Annotated in this window: 12 protein-coding genes; 3 read left to right on the forward strand and 9 right to left on the reverse strand. The window is 41.8% G+C overall.

All coding sequences use genetic code 11. From position 1 onward, the window contains the following. Positions 1–5,564, reverse strand: a 5,564-nt coding sequence (locus ACX0HA_RS16405) for a choice-of-anchor L domain-containing protein (protein ID WP_458846388.1), incomplete at its 3' end; no start/stop codon positions are given. Between the two features lie 247 nt (positions 5,565–5,811). On the opposite strand from ACX0HA_RS16405, the gene ACX0HA_RS16410 reads away from it, so the two are divergent. Beyond that, positions 5,812–6,708, forward strand: a complete 897-nt coding sequence (locus tag ACX0HA_RS16410) for a NifU family protein (RefSeq protein WP_458846389.1) — start codon at positions 5,812–5,814, stop codon at positions 6,706–6,708. 37 nt (positions 6,709–6,745) lie between these two features. Here the strand turns inward: ACX0HA_RS16410 and ACX0HA_RS16415 are convergent, their stop codons facing one another. Next, complete coding sequence (locus tag ACX0HA_RS16415) at positions 6,746–9,559, reverse strand: AsmA family protein (RefSeq protein WP_458846390.1); 2,814 nt, start codon at positions 9,557–9,559, stop codon at positions 6,746–6,748. A gap of 133 nt (positions 9,560–9,692) precedes the next feature. On the opposite strand from ACX0HA_RS16415, the gene ACX0HA_RS16420 reads away from it, so the two are divergent. Further along, positions 9,693–11,828, forward strand: a complete 2,136-nt coding sequence (locus ACX0HA_RS16420) for a M3 family metallopeptidase (protein WP_458846391.1) — start codon at positions 9,693–9,695, stop codon at positions 11,826–11,828. Between the two features lie 115 nt (positions 11,829–11,943). Here ACX0HA_RS16420 and ACX0HA_RS16425 read toward each other — a convergent pair whose 3' ends face one another. From ACX0HA_RS16425 to ACX0HA_RS16450, 6 genes are all read right to left on the reverse strand, one after another. Further along, entirely contained in the window at positions 11,944–12,306 is a 363-nt protein-coding gene (locus tag ACX0HA_RS16425; RefSeq protein ID WP_458846392.1) for a nuclear transport factor 2 family protein, read from the reverse strand. 1 nt (position 12,307) lies between these two features. After that, positions 12,308–13,312 carry a pseudouridine synthase gene (locus tag ACX0HA_RS16430; RefSeq protein ID WP_458846393.1) on the reverse strand — a complete coding sequence of 335 codons (1,005 nt, stop codon included), beginning with the start codon at positions 13,310–13,312 and terminating at the stop codon, positions 12,308–12,310. Positions 13,313–13,526: 214 nt separating this feature from the next. Next, on the reverse strand, positions 13,527–14,465 hold the full coding sequence (locus ACX0HA_RS16435) for a geranylgeranylglycerol-phosphate geranylgeranyltransferase (RefSeq protein WP_458846394.1): 939 nt from the start codon (positions 14,463–14,465) through the stop codon (positions 13,527–13,529). Positions 14,466–14,468: 3 nt separating this feature from the next. Beyond that, the gene (locus ACX0HA_RS16440; protein WP_458846395.1) at positions 14,469–15,023 is read right to left on the reverse strand and encodes a hypothetical protein; all 555 of its coding nucleotides are present in this window, start codon (positions 15,021–15,023) and stop codon (positions 14,469–14,471) included. A gap of 6 nt (positions 15,024–15,029) precedes the next feature. Continuing rightward, complete coding sequence (locus tag ACX0HA_RS16445) at positions 15,030–15,968, reverse strand: mevalonate kinase family protein (protein ID WP_458846396.1); 939 nt, start codon at positions 15,966–15,968, stop codon at positions 15,030–15,032. 57 nt (positions 15,969–16,025) lie between these two features. Continuing rightward, positions 16,026–17,105, reverse strand: a complete 1,080-nt coding sequence (locus ACX0HA_RS16450) for a diphosphomevalonate decarboxylase (protein WP_458846397.1) — start codon at positions 17,103–17,105, stop codon at positions 16,026–16,028. A gap of 178 nt (positions 17,106–17,283) precedes the next feature. Here ACX0HA_RS16450 and ACX0HA_RS16455 point away from each other — a divergent pair, with 178 nt between their 5' ends. Then, positions 17,284–17,775 carry a TspO/MBR family protein gene (locus ACX0HA_RS16455; RefSeq protein ID WP_458846398.1) on the forward strand — a complete coding sequence of 164 codons (492 nt, stop codon included), beginning with the start codon at positions 17,284–17,286 and terminating at the stop codon, positions 17,773–17,775. A 94-nt stretch (positions 17,776–17,869) separates the two neighbouring features. Here the strand turns inward: ACX0HA_RS16455 and ACX0HA_RS16460 are convergent, their stop codons facing one another. Continuing rightward, a complete protein-coding gene (locus ACX0HA_RS16460; protein WP_458846399.1) occupies positions 17,870–18,463 on the reverse strand; it encodes a hypothetical protein in 594 nt (197 codons plus the stop codon). Positions 18,464–18,554: the final 91 nt, after the last annotated feature.

The following is an 18,554-nucleotide window of genomic DNA, read 5'->3' on the forward strand; positions in this document are numbered from 1 at the left end:
GTTACACAGCCTGTGCTACCATCGGTAACCCTGGCATAGATGTTCGAGTCCGCTCCAAGGTGTGGGTTAGCCAGTGCTGGGCCTGTAGGGGACACCGCTTCCGACTGCGTAGGGTAGAATTCTGTGATATAGCCTACTGCGCCATCGGTGATCGAAAGGGCGATCTCATCAAGGTGGAAATACGCATAATCAGGGACTTCCTCACACTCATTGATAATATAGTCGGAAGCTACACTGCTCAATACAGGTAGTGGGTTTACGATAAGGGTAAAGGGCGCTACGCTGCGGCAGCCAAAACCTGTCGCTATCCTTACCCAAACCTGCTGCGTATTGGCAGTAGCATTAGGGTAGGCTGTGGCATTGGTGATCGGGCTGGTGCCCCCCAATGCATCCGGCTGGTTCGTATAGTAAGTTACCGTAAGGCTCGTATCGCCTCCGGTGGCCTCTAGGTCTTTTGTCGTAAGGTCAAAGATCTGGATACCGTCAGTATTGTCATCACATAAGGCATAAGGCGTCATTACAGGTACCGCAGGCCTTGGGTGGACGATTAGCTGGATCGGCTCTACCGCGCGGCAGTTGGTTGTCGTACCTGTCTGTACAACACTCGCATAAACCGTACCTACAATCGTGTAGTAGTTCGTTGGCGTTGTGATGGCGCTCACTCCAATTGCTGCTGCGGCAGCTGTGTTGTGGTAGGTCACCGTTAAGCCCGGCTGGCCATTCACTATCTCCGCGCCCGCGACTGTAAGGTCAAAATAACCGCGGCCGTCAAAGTTGTCTGCGCAAGCTTCTAAAGGTGTAGCTGGGGTGACTACAGGGGCGCTGTTGATCGTTACAACAAAATCTGACTCGTCACTGCAGATCGTTGTCGCATCGCCGGTTACAGCATAGATATATATCGTTTGTGTTGTTGTTATGAAATCGCCAGGGAAAAGCTGGGTGCCTGTACCACCGGCAGCAGTGTAATATCCGCCTACTGTAAGAGGGGTTAGCTCATAAGCATCACATGCCTGTAGGTCGGCTCTCTGCTCAACTGTTGGCTTAGGATAAATAGTAACATCGAAGCTTTCTTCGTCTGTACATGTATTAGGAGCGGTTCCTTGTACAGCATAAATATAAACTGTCTGTGAAGACGTTAATGGCAATGCAGGATTGAGCTGTGTACCTGCACCTCCCGGCTGTGAATAATAATTACCCATAGTAAGGGCTGGTAATGTATAAGAGCCACAAGCAATCACATCGCTAACAGCAGCGACAACAGGTTGTGGATCAACAATTAGCGAAAGCTGGCCAATTCCATAAGCATTTACGCCAACAGCAGCTGAATTATCAACTCTTACCCAAATAATTTCTGTAGTTCCTGAATAAGTTGTAGGGTTTGTAATAGGATTATTCTCAGCTTCAGCATCTGCCTGTGAATTATAGAAAGTATATGCATAGGATGCCGGCACAGGATCTTCAACCGTCATCACATCAGTATAAGAAGTAAGGTCAAAAATTTCGAATCCGTCATAAGGAGCAGGCTCACAAACGTGTGCAGTATAAGGCTCCATTTCGATATTACAATCAAAAATCCTCAGATTGAAAGTCTTCACAGTATAACAGATATTAGCAAAAGCTACTATCTTAATAAAAATCTCTTCCCCATCGTTGCCCATATATCCCGTAGCAGGATCGTACCATATCATAGGATCACCATTCTCTATTTCTTCCATAGAATGGTAATATTCAATTTCAACTTCATCCGGATCCGGAAGAACATCTCTTATTACATCATTATCATGAAGGTCAAAAACATGCGGTTGGGAAGGATCGCCACAAACAATAAGATCTATTGGTTCAGCTACCTCAATATCAGGACGGTACTCAATCCTCATACTCGACGAAAGGTAACAGCCCGGAGCTGAAGGAAATGCCGCTTTTAGAGTGTATTCCCCTGCTTCTGTAACCGTATAAGTAGGCGTAGTTACCGGTGTCCCGTCAGGGTTAAGGATAGTAACGCCGTCTTTTTCCCAGAAAAGGTTAAAAGGGGTGGTTGTAGATAATATAGGCTGGATAACATATACCTCGTTAGGGCAAAGTGCCCTGTCGTTACCTAAAGTAAGCTCAGTAGGCAGTTTTGGCTGGCCTATATTGAAAGATCCTCCGGCAATAAATACCGCAATATCAAAAGCAGTATCCCCATAATCTCCTACAGCAAGTTTTATCCTGTAGGTATCACCCGGAATAACAGTAGCCGAAGCAGTCATTACTTTAGTCTGGCCGTTCATGTTTATGGCAGAGTTAGCCACATTAGTAACATTATACTGCCCAAACCATTGCACGTTTGCTGAAGCACAGCCATTATTATAGGCCATATCACGAATGGTTAGAACCGAAACAGGTGTAGTAGTAAACGGAATAACAGCTATATTAGAATCGAAAGGAGCTCCTGGCAGTACCGGGCTCGGATTTGTTAGATTAGACAGTAAAAAACCGAAAACATCAAAAAAGTCACATTGATAGAAACCATATTCGTTACCTGCGAAAAGGAAATCGAAGCTCATCTTGTCAGACAACGGCACAAAGTCAAATTGCAGATAGGTAACATCCATCATCGAACGCGGATTACCTAGCACATTCTGGTTCAGGTAATTCAACTCAGTATCGCCCTGGTTCGTTGCCGTAGATGAAGCTTCCCAAGGGAAAGGAGTGTTATATTTACCCTCACTAAGTTCAATATTACCTGATCTTAGAATAATACCGTCTTTTATCGGGAAAGTAGAGTTGTTTTTATCAAAATAACCCATACCATATCCCTGAGTAGCACTGTTGGCGTTAATGTCTCCGGCATTTGAGGTAATATTAGTAATAGAGATACAGTCTGTATTAATCAGGACATCATTTACCAGTTCTTCCCTTGTGTAAGCAAACCTGTCAACAGTAACATAACCTACCTTTGGCGTATCCCTGTCGGTACAGCCCGGGCATGCCGGAATAGGATCGGGGGTAGAGCTTGTCACGTTTACCACGTTAACAAGCGGCCCAACAAATGTAGCATGGTTAGGCTCTACAAATATTGTAACCTTATATTCCATACTTTGCCCTGCGGCAAGTAACGGAATAACATTATGCAGCGTACCACTACCTCCTGTATTGTTACCTTCCCACGTCATCAAATTCACATTGAAAGGTTTACTGTCATGTACTATAACATTATGCGCATCACTTGGACCCGGATTTGTGACTACTATCGTATAAGTAGTCTGGGCGTTAACCTGGTATTCTGTCTGTCCGTTAGTCTTCCACGTTACAAGATTAGCCTGCGGATTAGGCGTAGCTGTATGTGTACAAGTCGGACAAGCCGGATTAGGATCCGGTGTTGCGCTGGTTACAACCACCTGATTCGTAATGCTCGCTAAAATATTATAATTACTAGGTACAGGGATTGTCAGCGTATAAGTAACTGTCTGTCCTACGGCAAGCGTAGGGATAACATCGGACAGGTCACCGGTTCCGGCACTACCATTGCTACCTGTCCATACAGATGCCGCAGCACTAAGCCCGGCAGGTATAGCATCGGTTACTGAAATATTGCTGGCTGCTGTAGGCCCTAAGTTATTTACAGTAATAGTATAAATAAGATCGGCACCGGCAGTATATGTATTACCCTGGTTTAGAGTTTTGGTCACTACCAAATCAGCCGAAAGCACATTACTATCAGTATCGGTTGCCGTATTATTACCGGGAACCGGATCGTTGCTTGATGTTGTAACACTTGCTGTACTGGCAAGATTACCGGTGTAACCCAACGGAACACCTAACGTAATCGTATAGGTAATCGTAGTTCCGGCTGCAAGCGTTGGCAAAGTGTTGTTCAATGCTGTATTTGTTCCCGAAGAACCATTAGAACCTGTCCACGAAAAGGCAGTAATTCCTGCAGGGATCGGATTTGAAACAACAACATTGGATGCTGCATAAGGCCCGTTATTAGTTACGGTCACAGTATAAACCGAGTTTGCTCCCGGCGTATAAATATCCTGTCCGTTAGTATTGGTCACAACAAGGTTCACCGTTGGAGTGCTGCTGGTATCAACATCAATACATTGCGTACATGCAGGATTAGGATCGTTATTGCTGGTAACTACAGTCTGGCTAACAAGGTCTCCCTGATAATTTGCAGGAATCTGAAGCAATACCGTATAGGTAATCACCCCACCCGGAGGAAGAGAAGCCACACTGTTGCTCAATGGTGTATTTGCACCTGCAGACGCATTGGATCCGCTCCAGTTAAAGGCAGTAATGCCAGCAGGAATTGCATTAGACACATTTACCCCTGTAGCAGTCCCCGGACCATTATTTGTCACAGTGATAGTATATGTTACCTGGGTACCCGGAGTATAAACCGTTTGCCCGTTTGTATTCACAACTACAAGATCAGCACCGGTTGTAGGATTAATATCTGTATCTGTACATTGAGGACACACAGGATTAGCATCCCTGTCACTTGTTACCACAGTCTGGCTCACTAAGGTCGGTGCGCTGAAGCCCACAGGAACACCTACCGTAATGGTATAGGTTACTGTCTGGTTTAGCGCCATTGTACCTATCGTATTTGCAAGCGGAACATTTGTTCCTGAAGAACCATTTGATCCTGTCCACGAAAAGTTTGTAATCCCGGCCGGGATAGCATTATTTACCACAACATTAGTTGCAGAAGCCGGGCCATTATTAGTTACTGTTACTGTATAAACAGTAGTTCCACCTGCAACATAGGTGGATTGGTTATTTGTATTCACTACTACGACATCAGCATCGAGCAGGGAAGTATCGGTATCTGTACATTGTGTGCATCCGGGAACAGGATCTACAGTGTTAGGGCTTGTCAAAACAGCCTGTGTAGTCAATGGACCGGAATAGGATGCCGGCACATCTACCGTTACGGTATAGGTCACCGTCTGGTTTACTGCAAGAGTTCCTATCGTATTATTTAACGCCGCATTGGTCCCTGAAGAACCATTAGAGCCTGTCCATGAAAAGTTTGTAATCCCTGCCGGAATAGCCATTGCCAAACTTACAGGATTGGCTACTTCAGGACCATGATTTATAACACTCACATTATAAACAACCTGGGTTCCGGGAGTATAATTAACCTGACCATCAGTATTAATCACTTCAAGATCAGCACTTTTACTATAGGTCACCTGCATTTGAGGAATAGTCCCCGTATAATTGCTGGGAACCTTAAGCTTTAAGGTATAGGTTACTGTCTCGCCAACAGCAAGAACGGATGTAAAATTACTTAGATCCGTATTAGTACCTGAAGCACCGGTACCATCTCCCTTAAACCAGGAGAATCTTGTTATACCCGCAGGAATAGGCATTATAAATGTAGGCACGGCATAAAAAGCGCGTACATTGTTTGCCGGCTGTGGGCCATTATTGGTAATCATGACCGTCCAGGTCAATGTTTCACCGGCAATGTAACTGTTATCAGGGTTAGTACTGAAAACAGATAAATTTGACTGTGCATAAGAACAAATTGTTCCAAGCAACAGCAACATGGCGAGTAATTGTTTTCTCATATATAGAGTGTTAAATAATGCTCAACGTTAAATATTCTATAGAAAAATGTTAATTTAAAAAGCCAAATATAAAAATTCAGCGATAGTTTGTCTGTTAAATTCAAAAAAATCACAAAAACCCTGATTTAATTAAAGTTTAATAACTGCATAACATCTTTCGACAACTTGCTAAACATTTAGAATCATATTTACCCTACCGTATTTTTAAGATTTTTTTACACTAATTTTGCATAAATTTTTTGACATCATGGAAAGCATCACGATAAAGACAACGCAAAACCCTTCTATACTGAAATTTGAGTTCAGTGACTTTGTTGCAAAGAGCAGCAATTATGAATTCAAAAATATTGACGAGACGGCAAATTCGCCGCTTGCAAAAAAAATGTTCTACCTACCGTTTGTAAAAACCGTTTACATTTCGGGCAACTTTATTGGCATCGAAAAATACTCTATCGTAGAGTGGGAAGATGTACAGGATGAAGTTGCCAGCCAGATCGAGCAGTTTGTAAACACTGGCGGACAAATTATCATAGAAGAAGAGACTAAAAAGAAACAACCCTCTACGGTATATGTAGAGGCAACACCAAATCCGGCAGTATTAAAGTTTGTATCCAACAAGATGCTGACAAAAACTTCGGCTGAATTTAAGAACATCGACGAAACTGTCGCTTCCCCTCTTGCAAAAGAGCTATTCAAATTCCCTTTTGTAAAAGAAATATTCATTGACGAGAACTATATCTCTATCACTAAATATGCAATGACCGAATGGGATGAGATCAGCGGTGAGATACGCAGCTTCATTAAACTCTTCATCGAAAACGGAGGCACTGTAATTGATGAATCACTGATAGAGAAAATGCCGCAGGCAGAAAAACAACAGGAAGCCTACTTTGATTCCCTTGACGTGACATCACAGCGCATTATAAATATACTTGAAGAATATGTTAAGCCCGCTGTACAGGCTGATGGCGGAAACATTGCTTTTGAGTCGTATGATGAAAACGAGAAGCGTGTAAAAGTGCTTTTACAAGGAGCATGCAGCGGATGCCCTTCATCTACCTTTACCCTTAAAAGCGGTATCGAGAATATGCTGAAGGATATGCTTAACGATAACGATATTAAAGTAGAAGCTATAAATGCTTAAAAAAAGAAAGCCCTTGCATTGCAAGGGCTTTCTTTTTTTATTCTTTCTTTTCAGGTTCAGGCTCTGCCCTTTCCTCTTTTTTGATCACACGGTTTACTTTTTCGTTATACTCCGCTTCCTGTATTGCCTGACCGGTCTTACTAAATATTTTCACTTTAGGGTTCTCATGCGTACCGGTAACAACCATCGGCACACCTATCAATCCTCCCGGAGGCAGCCCCAGCCTTATCCTTAGATCAAGGAGCCCGTCAAAACTTGTTGTCCCTTTAATCGTTGGCCTGAAACCTGCCACTTTAAGCGTAAAAGGCTCTATTTTTATCAGGTTGTTCTTTATTGTCGACTTGACCTGAATATCTTTTACATTAGGATTATCAAGTCCTTCCGAACCTGTCTTTTTACTGATGCTTCCAAAAAGCTTCAGGCCTGACACCTGTACATCGCGCACAAATATTGTCCCACCACCTTTTAGTGACGGATAGATAGGGCTCATATTACCATCAAGGTCTCCTTTTAAATCATAATCCAGCGAAACTATCCCTTCCATGTTCTCGGCAGCCGTTACCAGCTCGTGGAACATTGGTATTTCCTTATAAGCTCTTTTTATATCAAAATCTTTAGCCCTGAACTGCACATTAAAGTTGGCCGACACAGGCGATTCATCATCATAACCGCCATCAATGCGAACTATACAGTCAATAATGTTGAATGTAGTATTTTGCAGGTAGATCTTTCCTTTGCCAATACCTACTTTACCCGAAAGCTTATTAAGTACCAGTCCGGTATATTCTACCTTGTCTGCTTTAGCCACAAGTGACACATCAAGGTTTGTAGGCAGCACCACTACCCCGCTCATTTTAGGATTAGCTTCCTTAACAGCTTCAACTTCGGGTTTCATGTCCTTATTCCCGCCTTCTTTCATTGCCATGAATTCGTCTACATTAATCAGTTTCGAATTCACATTAAAATTCCCTTTCAGGGTACCGTTAGATTCTATGAAGTAATTTATGGTATTAAGCAGATAACCGTTCATGGCAAAATCTGATTTGCCATAATAAGCCTGAAACTTATCAAACCACATTTTCTCGTTCTTAAAGGTAAAATAACCTTCCTTCAGGTTAAATGGTTTCGGAAAAAGTTCAGACGTCGCCTTAATTTCTTTTAGCACCAGGGAGCCTTTATTGTTCAATTTACTGTATTGCCCTGTGGTTGCATAACTCTGTTTACCCTGAAGCCTTAGGTCAGCTTTGGCATAGCCTGTAACATCGAGCCCTTTTTGTGAAAACACTTTATATATACGCCCTATATCGAGCGATCCTTTGGCAGTTACATCATAGGCTACATCGTCAAAGTTAGACACAATGGCCTTGATATACACAGGATTTCCTTCAAACACGAACGAGGCAGGCGTTACTGCAATTTTCACATCATCAAAAGTTCCTTTATCATTCTGCACATTGGCAACAAACTTAATATCGGTAATAGCGTTAGGATAATAAGGCATCTTAAGGTAACCTCCCTGCAGGTTTACACCTCCCTTAGTTTTAGGAAACAATCTTTTTTCTGCACTATAAACACCTTCGGCTACAAGGTCAGCTTTAAGCAATCCTTTCAATTGCATGTTCGATATACCCAGAGCCCTGTCAAGGCTTGCCAGGTTTAGCGTTCCTTTCATTTTACCATTGACCTTCATTTCTTTCATTCCCTGAGTTTCAAGAAACGCATGAAAGTGGTCGTCGCCAAGGTTAAAATCAAGTTTCCCAAGATTGATGCGCAGCTTTTCGATATCAAGCGAAGGCAATTGCACATTTAGGTTCATTTCATAATCAGACAGTGCCATTGGGGCTTTCTTGTAATCGATCATCCCATCTCTTACGCGCATACCAAAACCAAGATCCGGCTTAAGGTTTTCTGCTGCATTATACCTCCCTTTAAAAGTAAAAAGCACATCGCTCCTGCCTTTGATCTTTGTATCTTCCATCCAGCCTGCATATTGTGGTGGCAAGACACTGAAGAGGTCTTTCAGCTTATTATTCTCCGATATGGCGTTGATGTCAATATTGTATCCATCTTTAAGAATGGTAAATAAGCCCGTAAACTCAACTGGCAGCCTGTTGATGCGCAATTCATTCTTTTCTAATATAAAGGATAAGGCATTCGTATTGATTCGTGTTACAAGATCGGCATGCACTTCCTTTCTTTCCAGATAAGGCACATTGTCATATATAAAATCGATAGCATCAATATTAGCATCAGTCATCAGGTCAAAAACCTCTTCGCTCAGGTTACCTTTACCTACATAATTAAAACCATCGGCCTTTACCAGTATTTTTGCAGAGCGGTCGTTATAGCGTATGCGGCAATTCTTCAGGTCTACACGGTCAAGCCTTATGGCCGGACCCGTACCTGTAGTATCTACAGGCTGATCTTTTGGCGCAACATACACATTATAGTTTGCCTCTCCCTTTTCGTTTACCATTACATTAATAAGGGCATCCGAAACATAGATCTCATCGATCTTGATCTCGTTATCAAATATCAGCCGTTTAAGGTTGATACCAAAAGCCACCTGATCGGCACTCAGCAGTGTATCGTTCTTAAACGGTGTCGAACCTTTAAGCGATAATTCATCCAAAGAAACGGTAAGCGACGGAAAATGCGTAAAGAAAGACAGTTTTGAATTCGTAAAGTTAAGCTCACCATCCAGGCTTTTGTTAGCAAAGGTTTTTACCTGTTGCGCAATCGTGCCCGGAAACAACAAGGGTAACAGGAACATTAACAGCAGAATGAACCCGATAGTAATACCGGTCCACTTTAATATCTTAAGGGCAATTTTTTTGACAGGGGCTTTCATAGGCTCACTTTTTAAAACCTCAATAAAGATAGCTTTTTCCTGTTAATTGGAAATCTTATTTAACTACAACTTAATATGTTTTGATTATTAACCATATTAGGATAACTTTACCTTTCACGACCATCTTCATTCTATGATACTGAAATCAATACTCACATTAACCATAAGCTGCTCTTTACTTATGTCTTGTAAACAAACAAATACCACCGGCGCATTGGGTCATGACAACCCGCTGTTAGCCGCATATGACACCCCTTACCAGCTGCCTCCTTTTGAACTTATCGAAAACAGCCATTATAAACCGGCCATACTCGAAGCTATTAAAGTAAATCAAAAAGAAATCGATGCCATTACCGGTACCACGGCCAAACCAACCTTTGAAAACACCATTGTTGCGCTCGAAAATTCAGGAAAGCTTCTTAGCAGGATTACCACTATCATGAACAACCTGAACACCGCTAACACCAATGATACCCTGCAGGCACTTACCCAGGAAATGGCCCCGGAACTATCCAAGCATTATGATAACATATCCCTGAATGAAAAGCTGTTTGCGCGCGTAAAAAAAATATGGGACACCCAGATTGAATACAAACTGAATGCAGAGCAGGCAAAACTGCTCGAAAAACAGTACAAATCGTTTGTGCGCAATGGTGCTAATCTTGATGCAAAGCAAAAAGAACGTCTGCGTAAAATCAACGAGCAGTTATCGGTACTCTCATTAAAGTTTGGCGAAAATGTATTGGCAGAGACCAATGATTACCTGCTGGTTATTGATAAAAAAGAAGACCTTGCAGGATTACCGGAAGAAGTAATCCAAACGGCAGCCGATGAAGCTAAAGAAAACAACAAAGAAGGCAAATGGATATTTACATTGCAAAATGCAAGCGTAATACCATTCCTTCAGTATGCCGACAATCGTAAGCTTCGCAAAGAGATCTGGACGGCTTACCAAAAACGCGGCGCCAACGGCAACGACCACGACAATCGCACCAATGTGGTTGAAATGGCCAATCTGAGAGCCGAAAAAGCACAACTCCTAGGCTACAAGAACCATGCGGCCTACGTGCTCGAAGAGCGAATGGCTAAAACTCCGGAAAAAGTTTATGAACTGCTCGACAAGCTCTGGACACCGGCTCTGGAAAAAGCAAAAACGGAAGAAGCCGACATCAAAAAAATGATGGCTGCCGATGGTATAAAAGACAATGTGCAGCCGTATGACTGGCGTTATTATACCGAAAAAATACGCAAAGAGCGCTACGACCTCGATGAGCAGGAAATAAAACCATATTTCAGCCTCGACAATGTGCGTAACGGCATATTTACAGTAACAAAAAACCTTTATGGGCTGCACTACCGCGAACTTAAAGATTTGCCTAAATACCACCCCGATGTTACCGTTTGGGAGGTTACAGGCAAAGACAACAAACAGGTTGGAATACTGTATATGGATTTCTTCCCCAGGGCTTCTAAAAAAGGAGGTGCCTGGATGACATCATACCAAAAGCAAAAAACTGTCGATGGCAAGCGTATAGCCCCGATTATCTCTATAGTGTGCAACTTCTCAAAACCCACAGCCGGCAATCCAGCCCTGCTAACATTTGATGAAACCACTACATTCTTTCATGAATTTGGCCATGCGTTACACGGGCTATTGAGTAATGTAACCTATGAGACCCTTGCAGGAACCAGCGTACCTACGGATTTTGTAGAGCTGCCCTCGCAAATTATGGAGAACTGGGCTGCAGAGCCGGAAGTATTAAAACTTTATGCCAAACATTATAAAACAGGAGAAGTGATCCCTGATGCGCTTATTAAAAAACTTCAGGAATCGGCTACATTCGATCAGGGGTTTGGTACGGTAGAGTATCTGGCCGCTACTTACCTTGACCTTGACTATCACACCCGAAGCAATCCGTTGACACAAAACGTAATTAGCTTTGAAGATGCTGCCATGAAAAAGCTGGGACTTATTGATGCTATCATTCCGCGTTACAGAAGCACCTATTACAGCCACATTTTCAGTGGAGGATATTCAGCGGGATATTACAGCTATATATGGTCGGGAGTACTTGATACCGATGCTTTCGAAGCTTTTAAGAACACATCACTGTTTGATGCTACGACTGCAAAATCATTCAGAACCAATATTCTTGAAAAAGGAGGTACGCTTGATGCCATGCAGATGTACAAAAACTTCCGTGGTGCAGAGCCATCTATCGAACCGTTGCTTAAGAAAAGAGGACTTAATAAAGAAATGCCAAAGTAACAGAGTCGCAGAGCAGCAAATTTTTGACCCCTTATAATAAAAGAAACCCCACCATTACCTGGTGGGGTTTCTTTTATTATACTCTAACTATGTACTTTGTAACTTTGCGACTTCGTTACCCGTGATACACACGTGAGAAAACAATCTTTCCGTCTTTTATTTCAAGTACTTCAGCCACAAGCATATCTTCTTCGCCCTGCACTGTTCGCACATACTCCATAAATACGCGGTAATCATTTGCGGTAAGGCTATTTACTCTATAATACAGGGTTGGCAATCTGTCAAAAGCATCCTGCCACCATTCGTGCAAAGCAGCACGGCCTTTTACAAGTCCGTTGGTTTCGGGTTTGCGTATTTTTAGCTTCGGACTGAAATGTTCAGCATCGTTAGCATAAAGATCAAGCAGTTTATCCAGCTGTTTGGTATTGAAGGCTTCAAACCATTTTACAGCAATATGTTCAATATCTCTCGGTTGCACCTTATATGTTCTTAAGGTTGATGATTTCCTGCTCGGTAAGGAAACGGTAGTTTCCGCGAGGAAGGTTCTTTTTAGTAAGGCCTGCAAAAGATACACGGTCTACTTTAAGAACATCATATTTAAAACTTTCAAAAATTGCACGTACCACCTTAACGTTAGGAGTTCTAAGCTTAATTCCTATTTCTGTTTTAGCCTCTCCTTCAATATAGCTCACCTCATCAATGAATAACTTGTGACCGTCAAGATGCACTCCGTTAGACATTTTTTCAAGATCCTCAAATTTCAGGTTCTTATCAAGCGACACCTGATAGATCTTGAACGACTTTTGATTAGGCTGTGCATATTTCCTTATGATCTCGGTATCATTGGTAAAGATAAGAAGACCTGTAGTATTCTTATCCATCCTGCCTACCGGTTGTAGATTTCCTCTGCTTGCACCGCGTATAAGTTCAAGAACATTACGCATATCATTCTCACCTTCACCTGATGTGGTAAAGTTCTTAGGCTTGTTAAGCAATAGGTATTCTTTCTTTTCAGGAGTAATGGTAACCCCGTCAAAATTTACAGTATCAGTAATTTTAACGATATGGCCCATTTCGGTAACTACCTGTCCGTTTACCTTTACATTACCCGACTGGATATAGATATCAGCGTCACGGCGTGAACATGCACCAGAGTTGGCAATATATTTATTAAGACGCATTTCGTCTTTAGCGATTTGTCTCTTTACGGTTGGTTTCTTTACAGCTGCCGGTTTATCGGTTACCGGTTTCACCCTTGGGTAACCATCTTTTTTAGCAAAAGTTGCAGGACCCTTTTTAGGCGCAACAGGCTTTTTAGTCTTTTTTGCAGCAGGGTTTGCTTTTGGAGTTTCGTCCTCAAAAGCCGGTTTTTCAAAAGATTTAGGTTTAGATGCTGCGCCCGGTTTCCTCGCTTTATTCATGGGTTTGGAAGGACCGCTTTTCTTTCTGTCATTGCCGCCTCTCCTGCTATTGCCGTTGTTCATTTTGTCAAATATTTTTGCAAAGATAGCTTAAATAATGTGAGTTAGTATCACAGAGACTCACAAAGAAGCACAGAGATGCGCAAAGATTTTTTAATTAAAAAGCACACAAAGCCTTATTCTACCTTAACAGAATTCTCTTAAAACTCAAAAACACGACTCTGTAAAATCCTGCGTTTCTTTATAATTCCGATAGCTATCGCGACAGCTTAATAGCTTATCCCGTGCACAAATAAATACACGACAAAAGCTTCCTGCCATGCACTAAAACCGAAGGATCTATCAGCACAATACAGAATACGCCCGCCACAATAAGGAACTTAAGTATATTATGCAGTCGCAGATATTCTTTTTGGGTATCAGCTTTCCAGAGCTGGATAAGGAACCAGATGATCACCAGCATACCGCTATACAGGTAGATATCCATATACCCCACATCATACACATCAATAAGAAGGTATACCGGGATTATGGTTAAGAATATAAGTGTAGTGATAATGATCTTTGATGTCCTTTCGCCAAACATTACCGGAATGGTACGGTAATCGGCTACCAGGTCACCTTTAATATTCTCAAGGTCTTTAATGAGCTCTCGGGTAAGAATCAGAAGATACAGGAAGGTAGCATGCGCAAAAATTACCTGGTAGAAATTCTTAAAGTACATCAAAATACCAAAGAAGGGCAATACCGCCAGCAGTGCCGCCGTAAGGTTACCCACCACGGGATATTTTTTAAGTTTATGCGAATAGAACCATATCAGGAAAATATAACCTGCAAAAAAGAATACCGCACGCCAGGAAACCCAAAACGCCATTAGCGTAACAATAAGGTTAAGCGAAAAATACACATGCAGCTTTGTCTGCTGGCTTACAAGCCTGTCCAGCATGGACTTTTTAGGACGGTTGATAAGGTCCTTTTGCGCATCGTAAAAATTATTGATAATGTAGCCCGAAGCAATTGTAAGCGATGATGCCAGTACGATCAGGAAAAGATTAAGGTCCAGGATAACATCAAGCGCCCTCTTTTCGGGAGCCAGTATGAATATGGCCGAAAGATATTGTGCCAGTACAATAATGGGAATATTATAACCACGCACCACAGAAAACAGGCTGAATATCTTCATCAGAACCAAACGTGTCTCCCTCGATGCTGCCATAGTTTATGCCTTTTTATCTTTTAACTTCCCTCCCATCAACATTATTGTGAAGGTTATAAAGATAAATATAACACAGCTTATAAACGCCTTTAAAATTTCGGCTCCAGTAAACATCGCTTTAAGTGAAGACATAAAATCCTTCGACTGGGCAAATGCAAAGAACAGATCTGACGGTAGTATAAGTAGCAGTAATGAAAGCGTAATAAGTGCCGCTTTTTTCATGTACAGTTTCTTCAGCCAGAAAAGCTGACTGATAATAAGGCACATTATTGGCGCAAAAAGCAAATAAACCGCATAGTTGGTAAAATCTATTTTTACTCCTCCGGCGCCTGTAGGACTACTATGTGCCAGCAGCGGATAGGCTGCCACAAAAGCAAGCACAAAATAAAGTATTCCTGAAACCCTCACAGCCTGAACAGCAGTAAGAATAAACAGGTCTTTAACCTGCAATGCTTTAAGATTAGATGTTTTTATCAGCGCAAGTACAGGCATGATAAAACCAAAGCCTACGAATATAGACTTCAGCAGTATATTTAAAATATCGGTAGTGCTGTGCATGACTGCTTAAAATTGGTAAACCACCTCAAGCTTATGCCCTTGCAGCGATTGTTTCGCTTTCTCTATATCTTCGGTAAATCCAAGGATGTAGCCTCCGCCACCAGAACCGCAAAGTTTAAGGTAGTAATCGTTGGTCTCAATACCCTTTTGCCACAGTTCATGGAATTGCTCCGGGATCATGGGCTTAAAGTTATTCAGAACCACTTTAGAAAGCTTTTTGGTATTAGAGAACAATGCTTTCAGGTCGCCATGCAGGAAGTTGTCCACACAGGCATCGGTATATTTTGCAAATTCCTTCTTGAACATATCGCGGAAACCTTTCTCCTTCAGGTTCTCCATAAAGATAGAAACCATAGGAGCTGTTTCGCCAACAATGCCTGAATCTAAAAGAAACACTGCCCCTTTACCGTCGGCACTCTGCATTGGTATGCCGGTAGCCTCGATATTGTCCTGTGAGTTGATAAGGATAGGAATGCTAAGGTAACTGTTAAGCGGGTCAAGCCCTGAACTCTTGCCATGGAAGAAAGATTCCATCTGGCCGAAGATCTTTTTAAGTTGTAACAGCTTCTCGCGGGTAAGGTTTTCCAATACGGTGATCTTGTCATTGGCATAACGGTCATAAATAGCCGCTACCAGTGCACCACTGCTGCCTACGCCATACCCTTGTGGAATAGTAGAATCAAAGTACATGCCTTCTTCTACATGTTCGTTAAGTGATGCCATATCAAAAGTCACCAGTTCAGGTTGTTCCTGCTGCAGGTTCTCAAGATAGGCTACAAAACGTTTTAAGTGGCCGTTAGATTTAACTGCCTCTTCAGATGTATTGTCATCCCTTTTCAGGGCTCCGTTGTAAAAATTATAGGGAATAGATAATCCTTTAGAATCTTTGATGATCCCATATTCTCCGAAGAGTAGAATTTTTGAGTAAAATAACGGTCCTTTCATGGATGATATTTTTATTAAAGGTACGGATTAAAACGTTAAATGTTAAAAAAAATTATCCTAATTAATCCTAACGGCGCCCGTACCAATTTCGTCGCAAATGTACTGACTGTTTTGGCAATAGCCAACTAATTCGTTCTTAATAAAATCTAAAACTTTACTGCTAACGTTTTCGGGATATAGCACATGTACATTGGCACCTGCATCGAGTGTAAAACACACAGGCACACCAGTCTTAGCTCTGAACTCCCATATCTTGTTAATGATCTCCAGCGTATTGGGTTTCATAAGTATAAAATACGGCATAGATGTCATCATCATCGCATGGAGCGTTAGTGCTTCGCTCTCGGTAATTTTGATGAATGCATCAAGGTCGCCTGTTGCAAGTGCCGCCTTCATTTTAGACAGGTTTTCATGCGCCTGCGCAAAACGCTGCTCTGCAAACGGATGCCCGTGCATCAGGTCATGACCTACTGTACTGCTCACCTGCTTCTCGCCTTTATCTACCAATAGTATTGTATCCTGAAAATTGGCAAAAGCCAGATTCACATCCTGGTATTCTAAACCAAAAAGGTTAGAACTATTAGGCGTTTCGCAGTTTTCGCCCCAAATAACAACTTTTCCTTTAACGCTGCGGCAGGCACTGCCCGAACCTAAACGCGCAAGAAAAGATGCTTTTTGGTCAAAGTATCCATCGGTCATTTCGGGGTTAAGCACTTTTTCAAGGCTCATAAGGTTTACAGCCAATGCAGCCATCCCGGATGCCGATGAAGCAATCCCCGAACTGTGAGGGAAAGTATTTTGAGTATCAATTGTAAAATGATAGTCTTTTAAAAACGGGAGATATTCCTCTACCCTCTCAAAGAATTTTTCAATCTTCGGACGGAAGCTTTCTTTTGGCTGCCCTTCAAAAAGCAGGTCGAAAGAAAAATTGCCATCGTTGGCTCTCTTTTCAAAACCAAGTTTTGTAATGGTCTTGCAGTTTTTCAGCGTAAGACTTATGGAAGGGTTTGCAGGAAGCTGCTTCCCTAACTTACCCCAGTATTTTACAAGGGCTATATTGCTTGGCGCGCTCCATTCGAAATTGCCGCTTTCTATAGAATCAGAATATGAAGAAGGGATAAAATCCTTTTCAGACATGGTGGTGTATTTTGATGCAAAGATAAATATTATTTTGAGCACAAAGGGCACAAAGAAAACCACAAGCTTCACAAAGCTTTGTGAAGTTTATGTAACTAATCTTAAAATATATTGATAGTGCTCCTTGTGGTTAAAAATTTAGCATCTTTTTAAAACTTTTCTTTTTTAACTTTGAACCATGGAACAAAAAACCTTATCCCGTACGTTTAAGATTATCATAATGATCGTGACCTGTGTAGTTGTCGGTACAATCGCAGGCCTGCTTACGCAGGAAGGCGTAAACACATGGTACAAAACTGTAGAGAAACCATCATTCAATCCGCCTAATGAAATATTTGCCCCGGTATGGACAACGCTTTATGTACTGATGGGTATTGCGGCAGGATTGGTTTGGCATGAAATCGATCGTCAGAAAGAAACGGTTAGAAAAGGACTTACTTTTTTTGCCATCCAGCTGGCACTTAATGCACTTTGGTCATTTCTATTCTTTGGGCTTTATAATCCGTTCCTGGCACTTATAGAGATTATAATACTATGGCTCATGATATACGAAACCTTTGTACAATTCAACAAGATAAATAAGATTGCGGGCTACCTGTTTATTCCTTATCTGTTATGGGTAACATTTGCTACTGCACTTAATGCAGCGATTTGGTGGCTGAATAGATAGTTAGAACTTTAGAATTGTATTATCTGATTATTGGGATCACTGCTCTCCTATAATAAAAAAAGCCCCCTTTCGGAGGCTATCACATAAACAATAATTAATTTTTCAGGATAATGAACCAGTCCCATTCTGCCGGGTCACCTGATCCTACACTTGGCGTATAAAGGAAAAAATGAACCTTAGCATTCGGATTGGCTTCCCTGTAATCTTTTACAACCTTCAGATTATCCACTGCTCCCCATAATGCTGCATAATCTGGAGCGTAAGGCCACTCATCATTAGGCATAAATTCATCATAAACGATCAGCTCACGCTGCGATGCATCTGGTAACGAAACATCAACATCCATTGTTTCAAAAGATGCCGCAGATTCCATAGTAGCAGGATATGAAATTTCGCCTAATCCCATCCAGTGAACCGTTCCGTCAAAAATTGGGGCATCCAGTTCGTCATACTTTAGTTGTATCGAACCAAAATCTCCCGGCGTGTTGTATTGATGCGAAATGGTAAATGTTGAAGCATCTTCAAAGGTAAGCTCTTTACCTCCTTCAAATGCGGAGGTCATTACATCGACCTTTAGCATCACAACCTTGTTTTGAGTTTGTGGATCATCGACAACAGAAGTACTGTTGTCATCAGAGCATGCCATAACAGACATGCATAGCCCCATAAGTAGTAACTTGTTTTTCATAAATGATTGATTTTTAATATTAGATACAACATTAAGCAAACGGTTGCGTTAAAAAGTAAAATATTTCACACAAAAATCGTCAATACCTGAA

The sequence above is a fragment of the Flavobacterium hauense genome, assembly GCF_054457175.1.